The sequence below is a fragment of the Pseudoalteromonas byunsanensis genome, assembly GCF_001854475.1.
Taxonomy (GTDB): Bacteria; Pseudomonadota; Gammaproteobacteria; order Enterobacterales; family Alteromonadaceae; genus Pseudoalteromonas; species Pseudoalteromonas byunsanensis.
Genome location: NZ_MNAN01000034.1, coordinates 135,698 through 151,817 on the forward strand (window position 1 = coordinate 135,698; position 16,120 = coordinate 151,817).

General features: G+C 40.3%; 18 protein-coding genes and 1 pseudogene. 5 read left to right on the forward strand and 14 right to left on the reverse strand.

Annotated features, from left to right (window positions below; translation table 11 throughout):
• Position 1: 1 nt before the first annotated feature.
• Positions 2–1,116 (forward strand): annotated as a pseudogene (locus BIW53_RS14965) (IS110 family RNA-guided transposase).
• Between the two features lie 501 nt (positions 1,117–1,617).
• Here the strand turns inward: BIW53_RS14965 and BIW53_RS14970 are convergent.
• The 13 genes from BIW53_RS14970 to BIW53_RS15025 form a co-directional block, all read right to left on the reverse strand.
• Positions 1,618–2,031, reverse strand: a complete 414-nt coding sequence (locus BIW53_RS14970; RefSeq protein WP_070992815.1) for a hypothetical protein — start codon at positions 2,029–2,031, stop codon at positions 1,618–1,620.
• 104 nt (positions 2,032–2,135) lie between these two features.
• A complete protein-coding gene (locus BIW53_RS14975) occupies positions 2,136–2,714 on the reverse strand; it encodes a hypothetical protein (protein ID WP_070992816.1) in 579 nt (192 codons plus the stop codon).
• Positions 2,715–2,811: 97 nt separating this feature from the next.
• Positions 2,812–3,381, reverse strand: a complete 570-nt coding sequence (locus BIW53_RS14980) for a hypothetical protein (protein ID WP_070992817.1) — start codon at positions 3,379–3,381, stop codon at positions 2,812–2,814.
• Positions 3,382–3,510: 129 nt separating this feature from the next.
• Positions 3,511–3,906, reverse strand: a complete 396-nt coding sequence (locus BIW53_RS14985; protein ID WP_070992818.1) for a hypothetical protein — start codon at positions 3,904–3,906, stop codon at positions 3,511–3,513.
• 138 nt (positions 3,907–4,044) lie between these two features.
• Positions 4,045–4,677, reverse strand: a complete 633-nt coding sequence (locus tag BIW53_RS14990) for a hypothetical protein (protein ID WP_070992819.1) — start codon at positions 4,675–4,677, stop codon at positions 4,045–4,047.
• Positions 4,678–5,211: 534 nt separating this feature from the next.
• Entirely contained in the window at positions 5,212–5,493 is a 282-nt protein-coding gene (locus BIW53_RS14995) for a hypothetical protein (protein ID WP_175442153.1), read from the reverse strand.
• A gap of 87 nt (positions 5,494–5,580) precedes the next feature.
• Positions 5,581–6,168: a GNAT family N-acetyltransferase gene (locus BIW53_RS15000; RefSeq protein WP_245699438.1), complete on the reverse strand. Its 588-nt coding sequence runs from the start codon at positions 6,166–6,168 to the stop codon at positions 5,581–5,583.
• 10 nt (positions 6,169–6,178) lie between these two features.
• Positions 6,179–6,370, reverse strand: coding sequence for an immunity protein Tsi6 family protein (locus BIW53_RS21295; protein WP_175442157.1), 192 nt, complete (start codon positions 6,368–6,370; stop codon positions 6,179–6,181).
• A gap of 255 nt (positions 6,371–6,625) precedes the next feature.
• Positions 6,626–6,850, reverse strand: a complete 225-nt coding sequence (locus BIW53_RS15005) for a hypothetical protein (RefSeq protein WP_070992820.1) — start codon at positions 6,848–6,850, stop codon at positions 6,626–6,628.
• On the reverse strand, positions 6,847–7,650 hold the full coding sequence (locus BIW53_RS15010; RefSeq protein WP_070992821.1) for a hypothetical protein: 804 nt from the start codon (positions 7,648–7,650) through the stop codon (positions 6,847–6,849). The genes BIW53_RS15005 and BIW53_RS15010 overlap by 4 nt, the downstream gene beginning before the upstream one ends.
• A 100-nt stretch (positions 7,651–7,750) precedes the next feature.
• Positions 7,751–8,257 (reverse strand): hypothetical protein, encoded by a 507-nt coding sequence (locus BIW53_RS15015; RefSeq protein WP_070992822.1) that lies wholly within the window; start codon positions 8,255–8,257, stop codon positions 7,751–7,753.
• Positions 8,258–8,367: 110 nt separating this feature from the next.
• Positions 8,368–9,114: a hypothetical protein gene (locus BIW53_RS15020; RefSeq protein ID WP_070992823.1), complete on the reverse strand. Its 747-nt coding sequence runs from the start codon at positions 9,112–9,114 to the stop codon at positions 8,368–8,370.
• Between the two features lie 410 nt (positions 9,115–9,524).
• Positions 9,525–9,953, reverse strand: a complete 429-nt coding sequence (locus tag BIW53_RS15025) for an Lrp/AsnC family transcriptional regulator (protein WP_070992824.1) — start codon at positions 9,951–9,953, stop codon at positions 9,525–9,527.
• 165 nt (positions 9,954–10,118) lie between these two features.
• On the opposite strand from BIW53_RS15025, the gene BIW53_RS15030 reads away from it, so the two are divergent.
• The 4 genes from BIW53_RS15030 (at position 10,119) to BIW53_RS15050 (ending at position 15,159) form a co-directional block, all read left to right on the forward strand.
• A complete protein-coding gene (locus tag BIW53_RS15030) occupies positions 10,119–11,327 on the forward strand; it encodes an aspartate aminotransferase family protein (RefSeq protein ID WP_070992825.1) in 1,209 nt (402 codons plus the stop codon).
• Between the two features lie 39 nt (positions 11,328–11,366).
• Entirely contained in the window at positions 11,367–12,386 is a 1,020-nt protein-coding gene (gene astA, locus BIW53_RS15035; RefSeq protein WP_070992826.1) for an arginine N-succinyltransferase, read from the forward strand.
• A 66-nt stretch (positions 12,387–12,452) separates the two neighbouring features.
• On the forward strand, positions 12,453–13,256 hold the full coding sequence (locus tag BIW53_RS15040; RefSeq protein WP_070992827.1) for a DUF1338 domain-containing protein: 804 nt from the start codon (positions 12,453–12,455) through the stop codon (positions 13,254–13,256).
• Positions 13,257–13,833: 577 nt separating this feature from the next.
• The gene (locus tag BIW53_RS15050; protein WP_070992830.1) at positions 13,834–15,159 is read left to right on the forward strand and encodes a DUF2252 family protein; all 1,326 of its coding nucleotides are present in this window, start codon (positions 13,834–13,836) and stop codon (positions 15,157–15,159) included.
• Here the strand turns inward: BIW53_RS15050 and BIW53_RS15055 are convergent.
• Positions 15,124–16,059, reverse strand: a complete 936-nt coding sequence (locus tag BIW53_RS15055; RefSeq protein ID WP_175442154.1) for a ribonuclease Z — start codon at positions 16,057–16,059, stop codon at positions 15,124–15,126. The genes BIW53_RS15050 and BIW53_RS15055 overlap by 36 nt on opposite strands.
• Positions 16,060–16,120 lie beyond the last annotated feature (61 nt).

Sequence of the window (16,120 nt, forward strand, 5' to 3'; positions counted from 1 at the left end):
AATGAAATTCTATACTAATTTTCATCAAAATTATTGCGGAATTGACCTTCATGCACGCATTTTATACGTTTGAATTCTTGATGAGCGTGGAAATAAGGTTGTTCATCAAAAAATAAAAGCTGATAAACATGAATTACTTAAACTGATTTCGCCCTATCTCGAAGATATCGTTATCGGTGTTGATTGCATGCATTGTTGGTATTGGGTGAGTGATTTATGTGCTGAATATAATATCGATTTTGTCCTTGGCCATGCCCTTTACATGACAAATTCATCGGGAATGAATTTGAACAGCTTTAGCTGACCTGAAAGGTAAATTACAAGGAAGTATTTTATAACGCAATTCACGGAGGAAAAGCCAAAAACGATAAGATTGATTCTTACAAAATTGCCAGCCTATTGCGCGGTGGTAACTTTCCACTTGCTTACAATTATCCCGCTCACATGCGTTCAACGCGTGATTTACTCCGTCGTAGAACGCGACTTGTTCAGCATGGCGCACAACTTAAAGCCCATATCGTTAATACAAACAGTCAATATAACTATCCTGCACTTGAGTTACATATGAAAAACAAATGTGTTCGACAAGAATTTCAAACTCGCTTTGAAGATCAGGCTGTCCAACGTAACGTCAGTTTCGATTTGGCGATACTTGATGCATATGCCAATGAGCTTAAAAGCCTTGAATATTACTTAGAGAGCAAAGCTAAAAAGCACCAGTCTAGTTATTACACACAACTTCGTACCATACCTGGCATTGGTCTCATTTTAGCTATGACCATTCTCTATGAAATCGGTGACATTAATCGCTTTGAGTCTGTACAAAAATTCGCGTCGTACTGCCGACTAGTTAAGTGTAAAGCTGAGTCTGCTGGCAAAACCTATGGAACTAGCGGCAATAAAATTGGAAATGGTCACTTAAAGTGGGCCTTCAGCGAAGCTGCTGTGCTCTATTTACGCGGCAATGACAAAGCAAGGCGCTATCTAAACAAACTTCAAAAACGTATGAGCAAAGCCAAAGCATTATCTGTCCTTGCACACAAACTCGGTCGTTGTGTTTATTTTATGTTGAAGAACAAAACGGTATTCGATGATGAAAGATTTTTAAAAAGCTAAGTCGCACAATGGGGTGAGCTATACACCTAACTAGATAGGCATGAACAACCGCGTATTATTTGTGTTTTTGTCAGCTAGAGCTGTGTTTTACAGGTAAGTGTTGTCGAAGTAATAAGCTATTTCGCCTTTATTAGACACCCTATTGGTGCGCATTAATTTAAGCAATGAATTGAATCGTTTACACCTTAGCTGATAACTGCGTTACGCACCTTTAACTAACTGGACGAATGAGCCATTCCCTTGAGTAGCGCAAGATTAAGGTTAACCGATGAATGTCTAGTGGCCCTAAACGATAAGTTGTATCGACTGATTTAGGCAGCGATGAGATCGCAATAAAAGATTACGGCGTAACGCCCCTATATGTGTTTGCCGTAAACGATTTTAACGGCTAGCTGACATAACGAAGTTGAACTGGTTTAGGCGTTGCCAATACAAATTAGCTGCTTAAAAGCAGCTAAAAAGAATCGTTATACTTACTTGACCGGAGAAGGTTCATATGTGTTAAATGTTTTTGCACCAAACATCTAGCTCGCCTCTTGTATACAACCCAGAATCATCAGAGTAGATGCCATTCACAATTTCGCTCAATTTTACTGGGTTAACCTTACAGCGAAAAGGGAGCTTACCATGTGTTTGACTTACAGCAGAGATACGAATTTGTCCGGCCATCTCGTCAAACCATGAATAAAACACCATGCTAATACCCAAACTTTTTCGTTCATAAAGCTCTGCACAAGATTTAATAAACTCTTGAACTGAATCTTTACCCCAATCATTTAGCACCGTGTCATTGAAACCAAAAGAAACCATATTTGAATTAGCTTCTTCATTGATTTCCTCTGAGGAAACTATCTCAGTTTCAGATTCAAGCTCCTGAACCCAATTATTCAACGTACTATGCATATCGTTTGACATTTAACACCTCGCATAACAGGCTAATAGAGCTTGGCTATAATTGGTGAGGCACGAACCAAGCCAAGCTTTATTAGTCCATGCGTTGATGCGTTTGTTAGCTGTATTTACAACCAAAACTGCCACCATTTTTTTGATTTTTGTATTTTATAACCTGTTGGTTCTTTTTCTTTGGGGCTTCGATTATCATCGTATTCGATACCCTGATACTCTCCACTATGCCCCGTTATTATTATTTTGCCAGTATCTAGCCACAATAATACTCTTTCAGCTTCTTCTGTAATGTGAGGATAGAACTCTTCAACTTTATCATTGAAACCATCTGGACAAGTTAAACCAAGACCGTAACCCAATCCAAGGTTATCCATGAAACCAAAACCTTCGCAATATAGGTCATAACATTGCTCGATATACTTATGAACATCGTCCGGCTTGGCAATTATTTTATGGAGGATATTGCGAATACTCCATTCATAATATTTTCCCATAGAAAAATACTTTGAAAGCACTTTTTGGGCTTCATATAAACCAGATGGCGTTTTGTAGTTTATTGAAATGATCTCGAGATAATCATCAGAGTTTAAAGTCTGTTCAAGTGTTGTTTCCGTGTACACCCAATTCTCGAAGTCAGATAATTCGATTTCTTTAGATACTAATTTATAGAAAGTTAATTCGACAGGGTGCAAACTATTCTCTCAATACCGCTAACGCTTCAATATGGGGCGCGCGTTGTTTGCGCGCCCCAGCCCAACTTGTTGGGAAAATATAATTGACTTGTTAGCTTTAAACGCACTTGGTGATTGTTGATAAAGCATCTTTCCAAGCCGCTACAGGATCAAAGTTTTCAACCAAACCATCTTTAGTACTTTGACCAGTGAAAGCCCCCATTCCATGTTGAATCATATAAGTTGGCTTATACGCAGGTGCACCTAGAGCAGTTAGGCTTTGACAAATCGCAGTATTATCAGAACTTAATTTTGTAAGAGCCGTTTGCAACTTATCCATATCATCTTGTGATTGCGCACCAAACAAATTCATACGCAGTACACTAATCGCTTGATGTGCAGTTTTATCGGAAACACGTTTAGTATCAAAAAAGCCATAAGACATGCCGGCAAAATATAGCTCAGCAGCATTCGAGTAATTATTGTCGTTCAAGCAAGCATTGAGGCCAGTAAATATGTCGACAGGGTTCTGCGTGTTCGATAACTCGGCCACAGAGATACATCCAGCTGGTTTCGGCGATTCCAAATTACCAGTGGCCTCATAGTTTGTGACACTGCTTTTAGGCGTGGAATTACAAGCCAAAAGTAGCAAAGCTGATAAAGCTGCCAATATTATTTTCCTATCCATGAGCCCGAAGCCCTCCTTTAAAGCTAACGCCCGCATAAGGGGCTAAGTAATGTTTGGCTATAATGTGCAGCGAAGCGAAACCGAGCCAAACGTTGCGTGTCCCGTTGCTTTATGCGCTTGTTAGGCATACTACTTGATAATTACTTTACGACCAAATGTTAAACAAACTTCAGTTTCCCACATCACTGATACTTCGACGGAAAAGTTTTCTCGTTCCATAATCTGAATCTCTCCTACATATGAATTTTTATTTGATACCCAGTCAATTGCCTTCTCCCAAGCGTTGTTTAGATTAATTTCTTCGCGTATTTCTTTTTGGGGAATGCATAATAGATGAGTGCCATCACTAAGAGTTTCTTCTTTACAATCTTTATCTAATTCATGAGAGGAGTAGATTAAAGTTACGGTTGGCCAACCACTAGAGCTTTCAATAATTCGAGGAACAGATAGTCGGTATCTGTTTTTACTCTCCAATTTTTCAAGTTTAATTAACGCATCGTATTCGTTATCTTTGTTTGGGAACATACAAGCGCCAACCAATTTAGGAAGAAACAAGAATACTAACAAGAAACTCGAATATTTAGTCATGTATGCCTAACGCCGCGTTAAGCGGAGAGTAACAGTTGGCTAAAATTGTGGAGTGAAGCGGAACCAAGCCAACTGTTACGAATCCGCCTTAAACGCCTTGTTAGCTTTCGTGTCTAAGCCCAACTCTCTACATGAATGCAGCACACTCAAAAAGAAAATTGCTACTAAATCAACACCAAAACCAAATTGCCCTAAATTTTCACCAGTATAAAATCTGAAATCTGTACTTAAAATATTAGCCCTAAAGAATAATTCACCTTCTATTCCAATCAAAAAGCTACCTAAGCCCGTATAGGTAAAAAACAACGTACCTGTATTTATAGTTAAAATTTGAAGAATTTGATTAAGGTAAGATAGCTCATACCCATAACGTGATCTTTTTAAAAGTTTATAACCAGCTAATCCATTAAAAACAGCGATGAATCCATAGACAATTAAATCTATTAATTCTCTTGAGCCAAATAGCACATTTACAAAAGCGATAGTAAAACCAACACACGTTGCTATTTGCAGCCAACTCAATAGCTTCACTCTGTTTTCAGTTGAGAACGTAAACTCTTCTTGCTCTTGCTTTTGAAATGCCTCCAGTTCTGGCTTTCTTTTTTCTAATTCCAAAATTAATTTTTCATAATTTTCAGGATGAGCATCTTTATCTATATTATTGAGACAATCCAATAATTCATTGATTGAATACTTCGAGTAGTCCATATATCTCCAAGAAAGCTAACGCCTTAATAAACGGCGAAAAATAGTAGGCTAAAATAAGCGACGAAGGAGCGCAAGCCTACTGTTTTGCGTCCACGGTTTAATTAACTTGATACTTATTGAACCTTCTCCCCGAAGTTTAGCGAAAAGCTAAACTTCAAGGCGACGAAACCAAAAGGAGAAAGCTCAATGAAATTCTATACTAATTTTCATCAAAATTATTGCGGAATTGACCTTCATGCACGCATTTTGAATGTCTAGTGGCCCTAAACGATAAGTTGTATCGACTGATTTAGGCAACGATGAGATCGCAATAAGAGATTACGGCGTAACGCCCCTATATGTGTTTGCCGTAAACGATTTTAACGGCTAGCTGACATAACGAAGTTGAACTGGTTTAGGCGTTGCCAATACAAATTAGCTGCTTAAAAGCAGCTAAAAAGAATCGTTATACTTACTTGACCGGAGAAGGTTCATATGTGTTATATTTCGTTCTCAATGCAGAAATAACACAGGCACAAACATAATAAGAAACCATTAAATAATCGATATTGCTCGACTTTCGACTACTGTATTAGCTTCCGCACGCTCGATGATTTTTAACAACACCGATTGAATTGCTTCGTCTTCTCTGACGTCTTTGTCACTCGTGAATCGTTGTATTTGTGGCTCGCCATTCTCTTCAGATAGAAAGGTAATGACAGCTTCCATCGCTAAGTCTGGCGTTTTACCGAAATACTCTATTGAGATTTGCGGATAACCTTTGAAACCTCGTTGTACTCGTTTCTGTATGCGTTTTTTCGCTTTATCCACATTCATCAGTAAACCCTTTTGATTGCTGAACTTAAAAAAATATAACGCCCGCATGAAACGCGCGAGGAACGAGCGTCGCCTTTGACGCGCTTGTTATGTGTGTGCTGATTGATACACGTTATTTTCTATCAAAGCGCCTGCAAACTCAAAGGTCAGAAGCCCTATTCGACTAAAACCTAAATGTTCGTAAAATCCATTGGATTCATTTTCAACCCAAGTATAAAGCCAGTATTTACTGCCAAACTGATTCTCGATTTCATTCAAGAGTTTTCGACCTAATCCTTTTCCTTTGAAGCTGCTATCTATATAAAGCTTTTCTACTTCGAATCCATTGCTGGGCGTTTGATAATGCGATTCAAGATTAGCCAATACATAGCCTTGAAGAACTTCATCTTCTTCACTGACAAACAAACGATACTTAGCGGCGTTCAATATTTCGAAGAAGTAGGCAGTAGTGAAAGTAGACAAGACATACTCAGCATACTCAGTTTTGATACCTTGTCTAGCATATGTGTCCAACCAGACTTTAATTGATAGTGCTGCTAATTTCACGCAATCGCTGTTTGTTGCTCCCCTAACCATTTCTCCCCCGAACACATAACGCCGTAATATGGGGCGTATAAATGCTTGGCTATAATCGCGAAGAATGAGCGCCAGCCAAGCTTTAGACGTCCCATCCATAATTACCTTGTTATGAGTCTATACCCAAAACTTTTAAATCCAATTTAAGTCCTTGCCGCGTCCTTTCAGCAACATAAAATGCTCTATTAAGTGCTTCAACGACTTCTCGTTCTCTGGGATCAATTTCACGAGCGGCAAAATGTCCAAAAGTTAATTCAAATAACTTTTGCCTGTCGCTAGACTCACCTTTGAAATAAGAAATTACCTAATTCAATTGGTTTTCAATTGACTCAAATATAGAGGGAAGCATTGCGCTACGATTATTGTTGCATACTTTTAACGCACGCTGACAAATTTCCACTTTTATTTCTTCTTGACTCATTTCCCTAGAGACTCATAACGCCCAAATAATGGGCAAAAAATTGTTGGCTAAAATAGCGACGAAGGAGAAAAAGCCAACTGTTTTTTGTCCTTATTGATTTGCCTTGTTATGTAGCTAAACTGTCAGTGCTTCACTTTAGCCAGCCAAATGGCGATAAGCAAAGGCTAAAGCCCAAGCAATTAAACCAATACCAATTAGAGCGAGAACACCTTTTCCTCTATTGCTTGATACATCTGCACCACAAACAGGACATTTAAAATGTGAATAATGGCCTGACACCTTAACTTCTATAGGATTGATCTTACTATCACATTTTTTGCACTGCTGACTCAATTTTTCACCTGCTACATAACGCCTCAAGAAGCGGCGCTTTCAGCGTCCGTCTTGCTTGACTTGTTAGAACCTTTGCTTGAAGAAGAGCTTTGTTCGTCGACCACATCAAGAAATAGCTTTTTCATTGCTTCAGGCCTTGCTGAAAAAATTTGATACCCACCGATCAAGAGCGAAAGTACCACTGCGATAATTGATATCCAGAACGACATTTTGGAATCCCCTAGATACTCTTCAACCAGCATGTTTTTTTCATGCAGTTCATCAGCCAAATTGTTTACGTCATTAACAATATTAGGATAAATATCGCCTGTTTTAATTCGAACATTTTCAAAGTAATCTTTTTGCCCAACCTGCAATTTATCAAATGGGTTGATTTCTTCGTACTCACTAATTATTGGTTCAACAATAGGCAGAATGTCTTTCTTGGAATTCCTAAATGCATTTACCCTTATATCACTCAACACAATTGATAAAGGTATATCAACGTTATAATAATCAGCTTTATTGGAAATAATTACCTTTAATGAGTTTACAGTTGGCTGAGTCCTCAATGCTTGCTTTATGGACTCTAAATCTCCACCATTCAAGATTATCGTTTCAATATCGCTTTGCAAAACGGTCTTTTCCACAAACTTTTTTTCTTCAATTAATAGAAGCGAAAAAGCCATCATGATTGAAAGTAATGGAACTAACGCAGTAAGCAAATAAAGACGTCGTTTTCTACTTTCTCTCTCAATCCGTGCTAATACAGCCCTTTGATAATGAAGCCTTCTATTCCGTTCTCTTATTGAGAATTCATGCTCCATTTCTTCTAAATCATCTACCATCTAAAAAATAGCTCCATTCTTGAATGAGGGTTCTAACGCCCCACTAAGGGGCGAGTAATAGTTGGCTAAAATGTGTAGCGAAGCGAAACCGAGCCAACTGTTACGAGTCCCGCTTCAGTGGTTTGTTATATGCCTCTTTCCAAGGGGTATTTCTACAAGTTTCAAACTTCTCTAACATTAACGAATATAAGTACTCGCTCAAAGTATCCCATGACTCATCAATAGTTGTAACCCTACAGTTTTTAGAAACAGGAAACCTCTTGCCAACTTCCAAGTATTCACCTTCATTTGACCAACTCGAAGACAGAATAAAGAAGCGCCGCCCATCAAAACATTGATTATTACTGGGTTCTCTTTCGTATAGAACACGAGGCAATCCTTTGCGCAATGAGTTGATTTTTTCAAGCTCTGTTTCATTTAATACCTTCTGACAAGGCATTGGATCATGAAATATTGAAGTTGCCCAATGAAAATCACCTTTATTATTTAACCAAATAAAATCATGAGATCTCATCCCTAAAATCTCAGCTCTAATATTCCACTCTTCATCTTGAGCGACTAGATTGAAAGAGAGAATAGCTAGAAACAGGGGAGCAAAGTATTTCACGACACTTCCTTTGGCATATAACGCCCGCATAACGGGCTAATAAAGCTTGACTAAAATTGGTGAGGCACGAACCAAGCCAAGCTTTATTAGTCCATGCGTTGATGCGTTTGTTATATTTTTTTAGCATGAAAGGTAATTGGCACTTCATTAATGAACCAGCTCACAATGCTATCTACTTCCATGAACACTTTGCTTTTATAAGCATCTTTTATTGATACCGTTCCTGAAATACGATCAACATCTGCGTAATTATCAGGCAAGTCAAAATTCCTAATAAAGGGTTGCATTGTAATTCCGTCCTGTATTGCTGGAAATATTATTTTCATCGTGTGCAAATCTACTGCAAACATTTCAACTGCGACATGACCAGAGAGTCCATCTTCAAAAGATTGAACGCCGATACCTTTATTGTATAGAGGAGTTTCGCCGTGATAGTGGCGCCATGCGGGTTTTGCGATGATTATTACATCTAAATCATACCTATCTTTTACTTCAGTAAATGCTGGAATGAACTTTTCATAAACAGAGCTAAAACCATAAGATATTGCGTCTCCAGCCCCTAAATCAGCTTCAATACTTGCTACTATTAGCGTATCTATTAACCATTTCTTCTTTGCGGCTTTAACTAAGCTAGCTTCAACCTTACCTTTTAACCCCCAATCTACATCAACAATAATATCTTTCTGTTGGCCTGAGCGAGCTGTAGTTTCATCCCAGATATTATTATTCGTTTTATCTGTCACACTAGAGTAAATACCAATGCGAGCTTCGCTTGATAGGTTTATAGGTCTTTTTGAAGCACAACCAGAAATAAGAACGACTGCGCTCAGGAATAGTACCTTTGTAAGATTTTTCACTGAAGTTCCCTTAAAAATATAACAGCTTATTCTCTCCCAAAATGTCGGAATAAAAACAGACAAAACGGGCTATATTACGTGCGCTAATTTTCACACGTAGAAAAACCAATGTAAACAATCCATTAAAGTGTTCAAAAAACAGCCCTTGTTACAATTGGACAAAACGGGCCGTAATAATGTTATTGGACAAACCGCAAGCCTCTGGTTACAAAACCAGTACCATCTTAATAAATAGGATTGTTTACGAAGTCACCTTTTTTAAACTTTGGTGCACGAGCATATGTATGCGCATCGCTATGTCAAACACACTATAGAAGCTACTTTATAGAAGCTACTTTACAATAGTCCCTCGGTATAACGCATCAGGCACTTTGTTACCAACACTTTACTACCAATAAAGGGGCACTTTCCTAACGCTTAAACTTGGTCTCTAATATTACCGATGAATTTGTGCGCTCTACCCCTTCCAAATTACCAATATCATCCAAAATAGTACTCAATTGCTGAAGACTCTGTGCTTCAACCACGGCTATCATGTCGTACTCTCCACTTATCGCATAAAGTGCGCTGATATGACTTATATGCTTTAAGGCAATATTGGTTTTGGTCGTGAGCTTTTGTTTTACCTTAATCGACACATGTGCTTCTACAAGCTCTGACAAATAGGCATCACCAAACTCTACGCTATAACCTTGGATCACCCCTGATTGCTCGAGCTTTTGCAGTCGGCTTTGTACTGTGGATCGTGATAAATCTAAACTTCTGGCTAGGTCTGAAATACTAGCACGGGCATTACTGCGCAATAGCGCAATCAGCTTTTCATCTTGTGAATTTATCATTTTGCTAAATCAATTCATTATTTTGACTTTTATTTTAACCATTTTGTACATTTTTGCACTGCAAATTTACTTTAATCATCGTAATAATGATGAATATTAAGCGCCTTTGAAATTGTTTAAAAAAGGTGCACACAAGTTGAAGTAAAATATTAAGAGGAAGTCGTCATGCAAACTAACCGCGAACTATTCGATCAGGTTATGGTACCAAACTACAATCCATCAGATGTGATCCCTGTTAAAGGCAAGGGTTCACGTGTATGGGATCAAAAGGGCGACGAATATATTGATTTTGCCGGTGGTATTGCCGTTAACTGCCTTGGCCACTGTCACCCTGCTTTGGTAAACGCATTAACAGAGCAAGGCCAAAAATTATGGCACCTGTCAAACGTAATGACCAACGAGCCAGCTCTTCGTTTAGCTAAGAAAATCACCGACGCTACATTCGCAGACAAAGTCTATTTTGCAAACTCAGGCGCAGAAGCAAATGAAGCGGCGCTAAAATTAGCTCGTCGTTTTGCGCTTGACAACTACGGCGAAGAAAAGACCCAAATCATCGCATTTAATAAAGGTTTCCATGGTCGTACATTCTTTACCGTAACAGTCGGTGGACAAGCGGCTTACTCTGATGGCTTCGGTCCAAAACCTGCCGACATTGTACATTGCGATTACAATGACCTAGCTGCATTCGAAGCTTTGATCAGCGACAAAACCTGCGCCGTAATGATGGAGCCTCTTCAAGGTGAAGGTGGGATCATTACTCCAACTAAAGAATTTGTAGAAGGCGTTCGCGCACTGTGTGATAAGCACAATGCACTGTTAATTTTTGACGAAGTACAATCAGGTGTAGGCCGTACTGGTGAGCTATATGCTTACCAAGGTCTAGGTGTAACCCCTGATATTTTAAGCACAGCCAAAGCGCTAGGTGGTGGTTTCCCAATCGGTGCAATGATCACCACTGATAACATCGCTAAGCACTTAAAGGTAGGAACTCACGGTTCTACTTACGGTGGTAATCCACTAGCTTGTGCGGTTGCAGAAGCTGCATTTGATACAGTAAATAATCAAGAGCTACTGGCTCAAGTAAAACATAAAGAGCAACTTTTCCGTGACGCGTTAAATGCTATCAACGAGAAATATAAAGTTTTCGCAGAAGTACGTGGTAAAGGCTTATTGCTTGGCGCGGTGTTAAACGATGATTATAAAGACCGAGCTCGTGATTTCTTAGTTGCTAGTACTAAACACGGTCTAATGACATTGGTAGCGGGTACTAATGTTATTCGTTTCACACCTTCATTAGTTATCCCAGATGAAGATATTGCAGCCGGTATGGCAAGATTTGAACTAGCGGTTGCCGACGTGGTAGCGGCTGGTTAATCGGATTGGGGGGCCCCGTGCCTCCCATAGGTTGCAATTATGCAGATACTAAGACCAATAACCAGCAATGACTTTGCTGCTTTTAAGCAAATCGCTATCGAGTCGGGCCATGGCTTTACTTCGCTACCCGTCGATGATCAATTGCTACAAGAGAAAATTTCTCGCTCTGAGCGCAGCTTTACCAAGCAATTAGCCCAGCCTTTTGACGAAGGCTATGTATTTGTGCTTGAAGACAGTGACAGCGGTGAAATAATGGGAACAACGGCCATCGAGGCCGCTGTTGGTATGCAGGTTCCACTATATCATTACCATATGGGTAAAACGGTACATCATTCTCGCACTTTAGATGTATACAACACTGTTGAAATTCTGAGCATGTGTAATGACTACACTGGATGCAGTGAGATTTGCACACTGTTCTTACGTGAACCATTTAGAAAAGGCTTAGCTGGTAGATTCTTAAGCCGTTCACGCTTTGTGTTTATGGCAGACCATACTGAACGTTTTAGCGAAACCGTGATAGCCGAAATGCGCGGTGTAAGTGACAGTCAAGGTAATTCACCTTTTTGGAAGTGGTTGCAAGAACACTTTTTCAGCATCGAGTTCCCACAAGCAGACCACTTAGTCGGTCTGGGTGATAAAGTATTTATCAGCGAGCTAATGCCAAAATACCCTATTTACGCCAACTTACTTAGTAAAGACGCGCAAGCGGTAATCGGTCAAGTTCACGAAAAGACCAAACCAGCGCTCAAGCTGCTAGAAAAAGAAGGGTTTGAACATCGTGGTTACATCGATTTGTTTGATGCAGGGCCAACGGTTGAAGCCAAACTTAAGAATATACGTACTGTTCAGCGCTCTGTTGTCGCGACGGTGAATATCGCAAACGATGTATCTGGTAAAGCACGTGCTATCTCTAATCAGGGTTTAGCAAACTTTAGAGCAACATTTACAGATAAATGTTCATATGACAGCACCACGAATACGCTCAACATGCAGCCATGCGTCGCGCAGGCACTTGAGCTGAGTAATGGTGACTCAGTCAGAACATTTTCGTTATAAACTTGCTGCGTCGAGCTTAATCGCACCAAGTTAACGCGGACAATCCGCACAATTAAGGAATCCATTATGCACAACAATGTTGATCAATTATTTGACGAACTTTGGAATAACTATCTATCTGTTACTCCTTCAGCGGTAAAAGTTCACGAGCTGCTAGGCTCTACTCAGCAGGACGATGTGATCAATGACCATATTGCGCTTCGTACTTTTAACCACGAAAAAGTAGGCCTAGAGAAACTCGCTGCACACTTTAAAGCAGTTGGTTACAAAGAATGTGGTGAATACCACTTTGAAGCCAAAAAACTATATGCAAAGCACTATGAGCACTCAGATCCAACTAAACCTAAAGTGTTTATCTCTGAACTATTAGTGGAACAATGCTCTGCTGAACTACAAGCCATCGTTAACGACATGGTTTCTCAAATTGATGAGAACGCAGTAACAGCTGACAACTTCCTATATTCAGGTACGCACTGGCAGGTTAGTCACGACACCTACCAGCAGCTACTAAAAGAAAGTGAATATGCAGCATGGATGTCGGCTTGGGGTTATAGAGCAAACCATTTCACGGTAAGCATTAACTACTTGTCAAACTTCACGACGATTGAAGCTGTAAACCAAGCACTTAAAGACGCTGGGTTTGAGTTAAATAGCTCAGGCGGTGAAATCAAGGGTTCACCAGAGGTATTACTTGAGCAATCTTCAACGCTTGCGGATCACCAACCAGTGGTATTCAGTGACGGTGAGTTTAACATTCCTAGCTGCTTCTACGAGTTTGCGCTTCGTTACAACAAGCCTGATGGTGAGATTTACACAGGCTTTGTAGCAGCGTCAGCTGACAAAATTTTTGAAAGTACTAACGCGCGTTAAGCAAATAGTACTATTAAAAAGGCTGGACATAGTTCCTAGCGCCACTCGTTTAAAGTGAAGAGATTCTGAACCAAGTTCAGAATGACAAGACCAATTAGGAAGACGATTGCCCAAACACACATGTCGTCTTCCTGACAAAGGTCAGGCCCCCTTAAGCGAGAGGCATTAGACATAGTTCCAGCCTTTTTTGTGAAGAAAATTCTTAGTTCCAACTTCGCTTTAAAACAAAGCAGCCAAATTATCCCACAGTTTTCCAACATGAACTTTTACTACACTACTGCCATCATGTTGTGTAAGGTATCTATCACAATATCGGCATTCAATCTGCTGTTGGTGTCAAACAACTGAGATTTAGTAGTGCAGAGTGTAACGAGCTGAGCACCAAATCTGTACTCTTAGCTCGGAACTTCATACAACGATCTAACCGACAGCCCTTTAGCCTGTCATAATTACGCAACTAAAGTGTCATCTTAGTTAGTTAGCGTGAGTAGCAATGTCACTAAGTGCGATTGTTGCAAAGCAGCCATACTTTTAGAGTTGGAACAAAAACAATTTGGTCAAAATAAGGAAAGTAAGAATGAATAGACAAACTCAAATAGAGACCATAATGACCGAAATTGACTGCGTTCAGTTTTTGGGTACTCTGCCAAAACACCAGAAAATGGCAAGTAGTCCCTTTCTATTTCTGCGCGGAAGCGCCGCTCTTATGTACCATGACTTTGCCAATCAACATATCACTTTACCCGACGCACTTTTTACGATTCCATTAACCCACATTATCGGTGATTGTCACACTGGAAATTTTGGCTTTATCAGTGAAGAAGGCTCTCATGGCGATACGATTATATTTACGCCCAATGACTTTGACGATGCCTGCGTAGGTCATGCCGTCTGGGACCTGTTTAGATTTATGACCAGTTTGTTTGTGGCACGTCATCACGCTGCTACGTTACAAATGAGTACTGATGATCTCAATATCAGACAAAGGCCTTTGGTTTCAAACGAGCAATTGCACGATGGGTGCAAAGAGTTTATCTGTGTCTATTTAGATGCGTGCCAAGACTCGGTTCAAGACACACTGACTACACAATCCGCTTTAACAAACTTTGATAAAGAGCATATTTTGTATAAACGCTGGCAAAAAGCGATACAAAGAAAAGCCGGGGGCGCTGCATTTACCACCAATAGTACGTTAGCAAAAGAGCTTGATTTTACTTTACCGACACTGGCATTTAAAAATGATCAAGAACGCTTTAGACGCCTGCCGCAAACACTCTATGATGAAATCCAAGCGACTTTTGCTCCTTATGTGGATGATGAAATTTTAGATATTGTAGAGCGTTTAAGCGCTGGTACTGGCTCCCATAATCTAACTCGTTACTACTTACTTGTGGGTCCAGAGTCTGCCAAAACGCAGGAGCTAGATTTTCATCTATGTCATATCGTTGAAGTCAAACAGCAGCGCCTAGCAGCCCCCCTGCACTACTTCGCAAATCTAAGCCCAATCAATAAACTCAATCCTGCACATTTAACGGTTAATTGTCAGCGCAAGATGCAACGTCGACCAGATCTGGTGCTCGATGATGTTGTCTGGCAAGGCAAACATTGGCTGGTGCGATCGCGTCATCATGCTAGAGTAGGATGCGACCCCGAAGACTTCATGCTGGGTAAACGTGCAGCACTCAAAGACGGATTTAGTCAATATGCAGCCAGTTGCGGCCATAGTTTGGCATTGGCACATATGCGCGGCGACAGACGTTCAGTACGCTTTCAGCAAGCATGTCTAGACACTATCCCTACACATACCGACACGCTCATTAGTGCAGCCTACAAGTATGCTCAGCAAGTTCACGCAGACCAAGAATTGTTAGTTTCGCTGCTTAGGAACACTCAAACTGAGTAAATCTTCCGCAAAATATAGCTGCCCTTGATAGTGTTCACAGGCTTCACTTTTTAACGGCTCTAGCATGCCTGGGCCGTGGTAACGTACGCTAAAGTGCGTTAACGCGAGCATAGGGATGTGATGTTTTTGAGCAAATTCAGCTATTCTTTTGGCGTCAGAATGTCCAGTGTGTAGACCGACGCGGTGCAAATCACCGTGCGTAAAGGTTGCCTCATGGACCAATAAATCAACACCATCAACCTCATTTTGTAGTTTGGCTGGTTTCTCGTTGTCACCACAAATAATGATTTTACGAGGACGCCAACTATCAAATGTATACTCACTTGAACACAGTCTTTTTCCTTCGTAGGTCACATCCTGCCCTTTTTGGAGGGCATTGAAATGTGGCCCACTAGCAATGCCATCTGCTTTGAGTTTTTCAATTTTTAACTTCTTGGGAATACCACATTCGGTAATTTGATAGGCATAACTTGGCACCCTGTGTTTTAACTCTATAGGCTTTACTCGACAGAATGTAAGGTCTAGCTCTTGGGTGAGTGTCTCAACCGCATGACATTGTAAGTCAAAACCGAGCTTAACATCAGTCAGTCCCAAGCTTAAATGAATAAACTGAATCAATTTTTGTGGAGCAATTAAGGTGACAGACTCCGTACGCCCGTGCAAAGACATACTTGAAAGCATACCCGGTAAACCATAACAATGATCGCCGTGAATATGAGTAATACAGATCACCGCCACTTTTGCAGGTGACAACGATGTCGCTAGCAATTGATGCTGAGTACCTTCTGCACAGTCAACTAATAACCACTGCTTGGTAGTGTCAAAGCTGACCGCGGTTGCAGCCATATTTCTATATCGACTCGGGCTGCCCGAAGAAGTGCCTAAGAATTGTACATTCATAATTTCACATCGATAAAACTTGTGTTCTGGTGATCCTACCCTAATTCTAATACGTAACGGA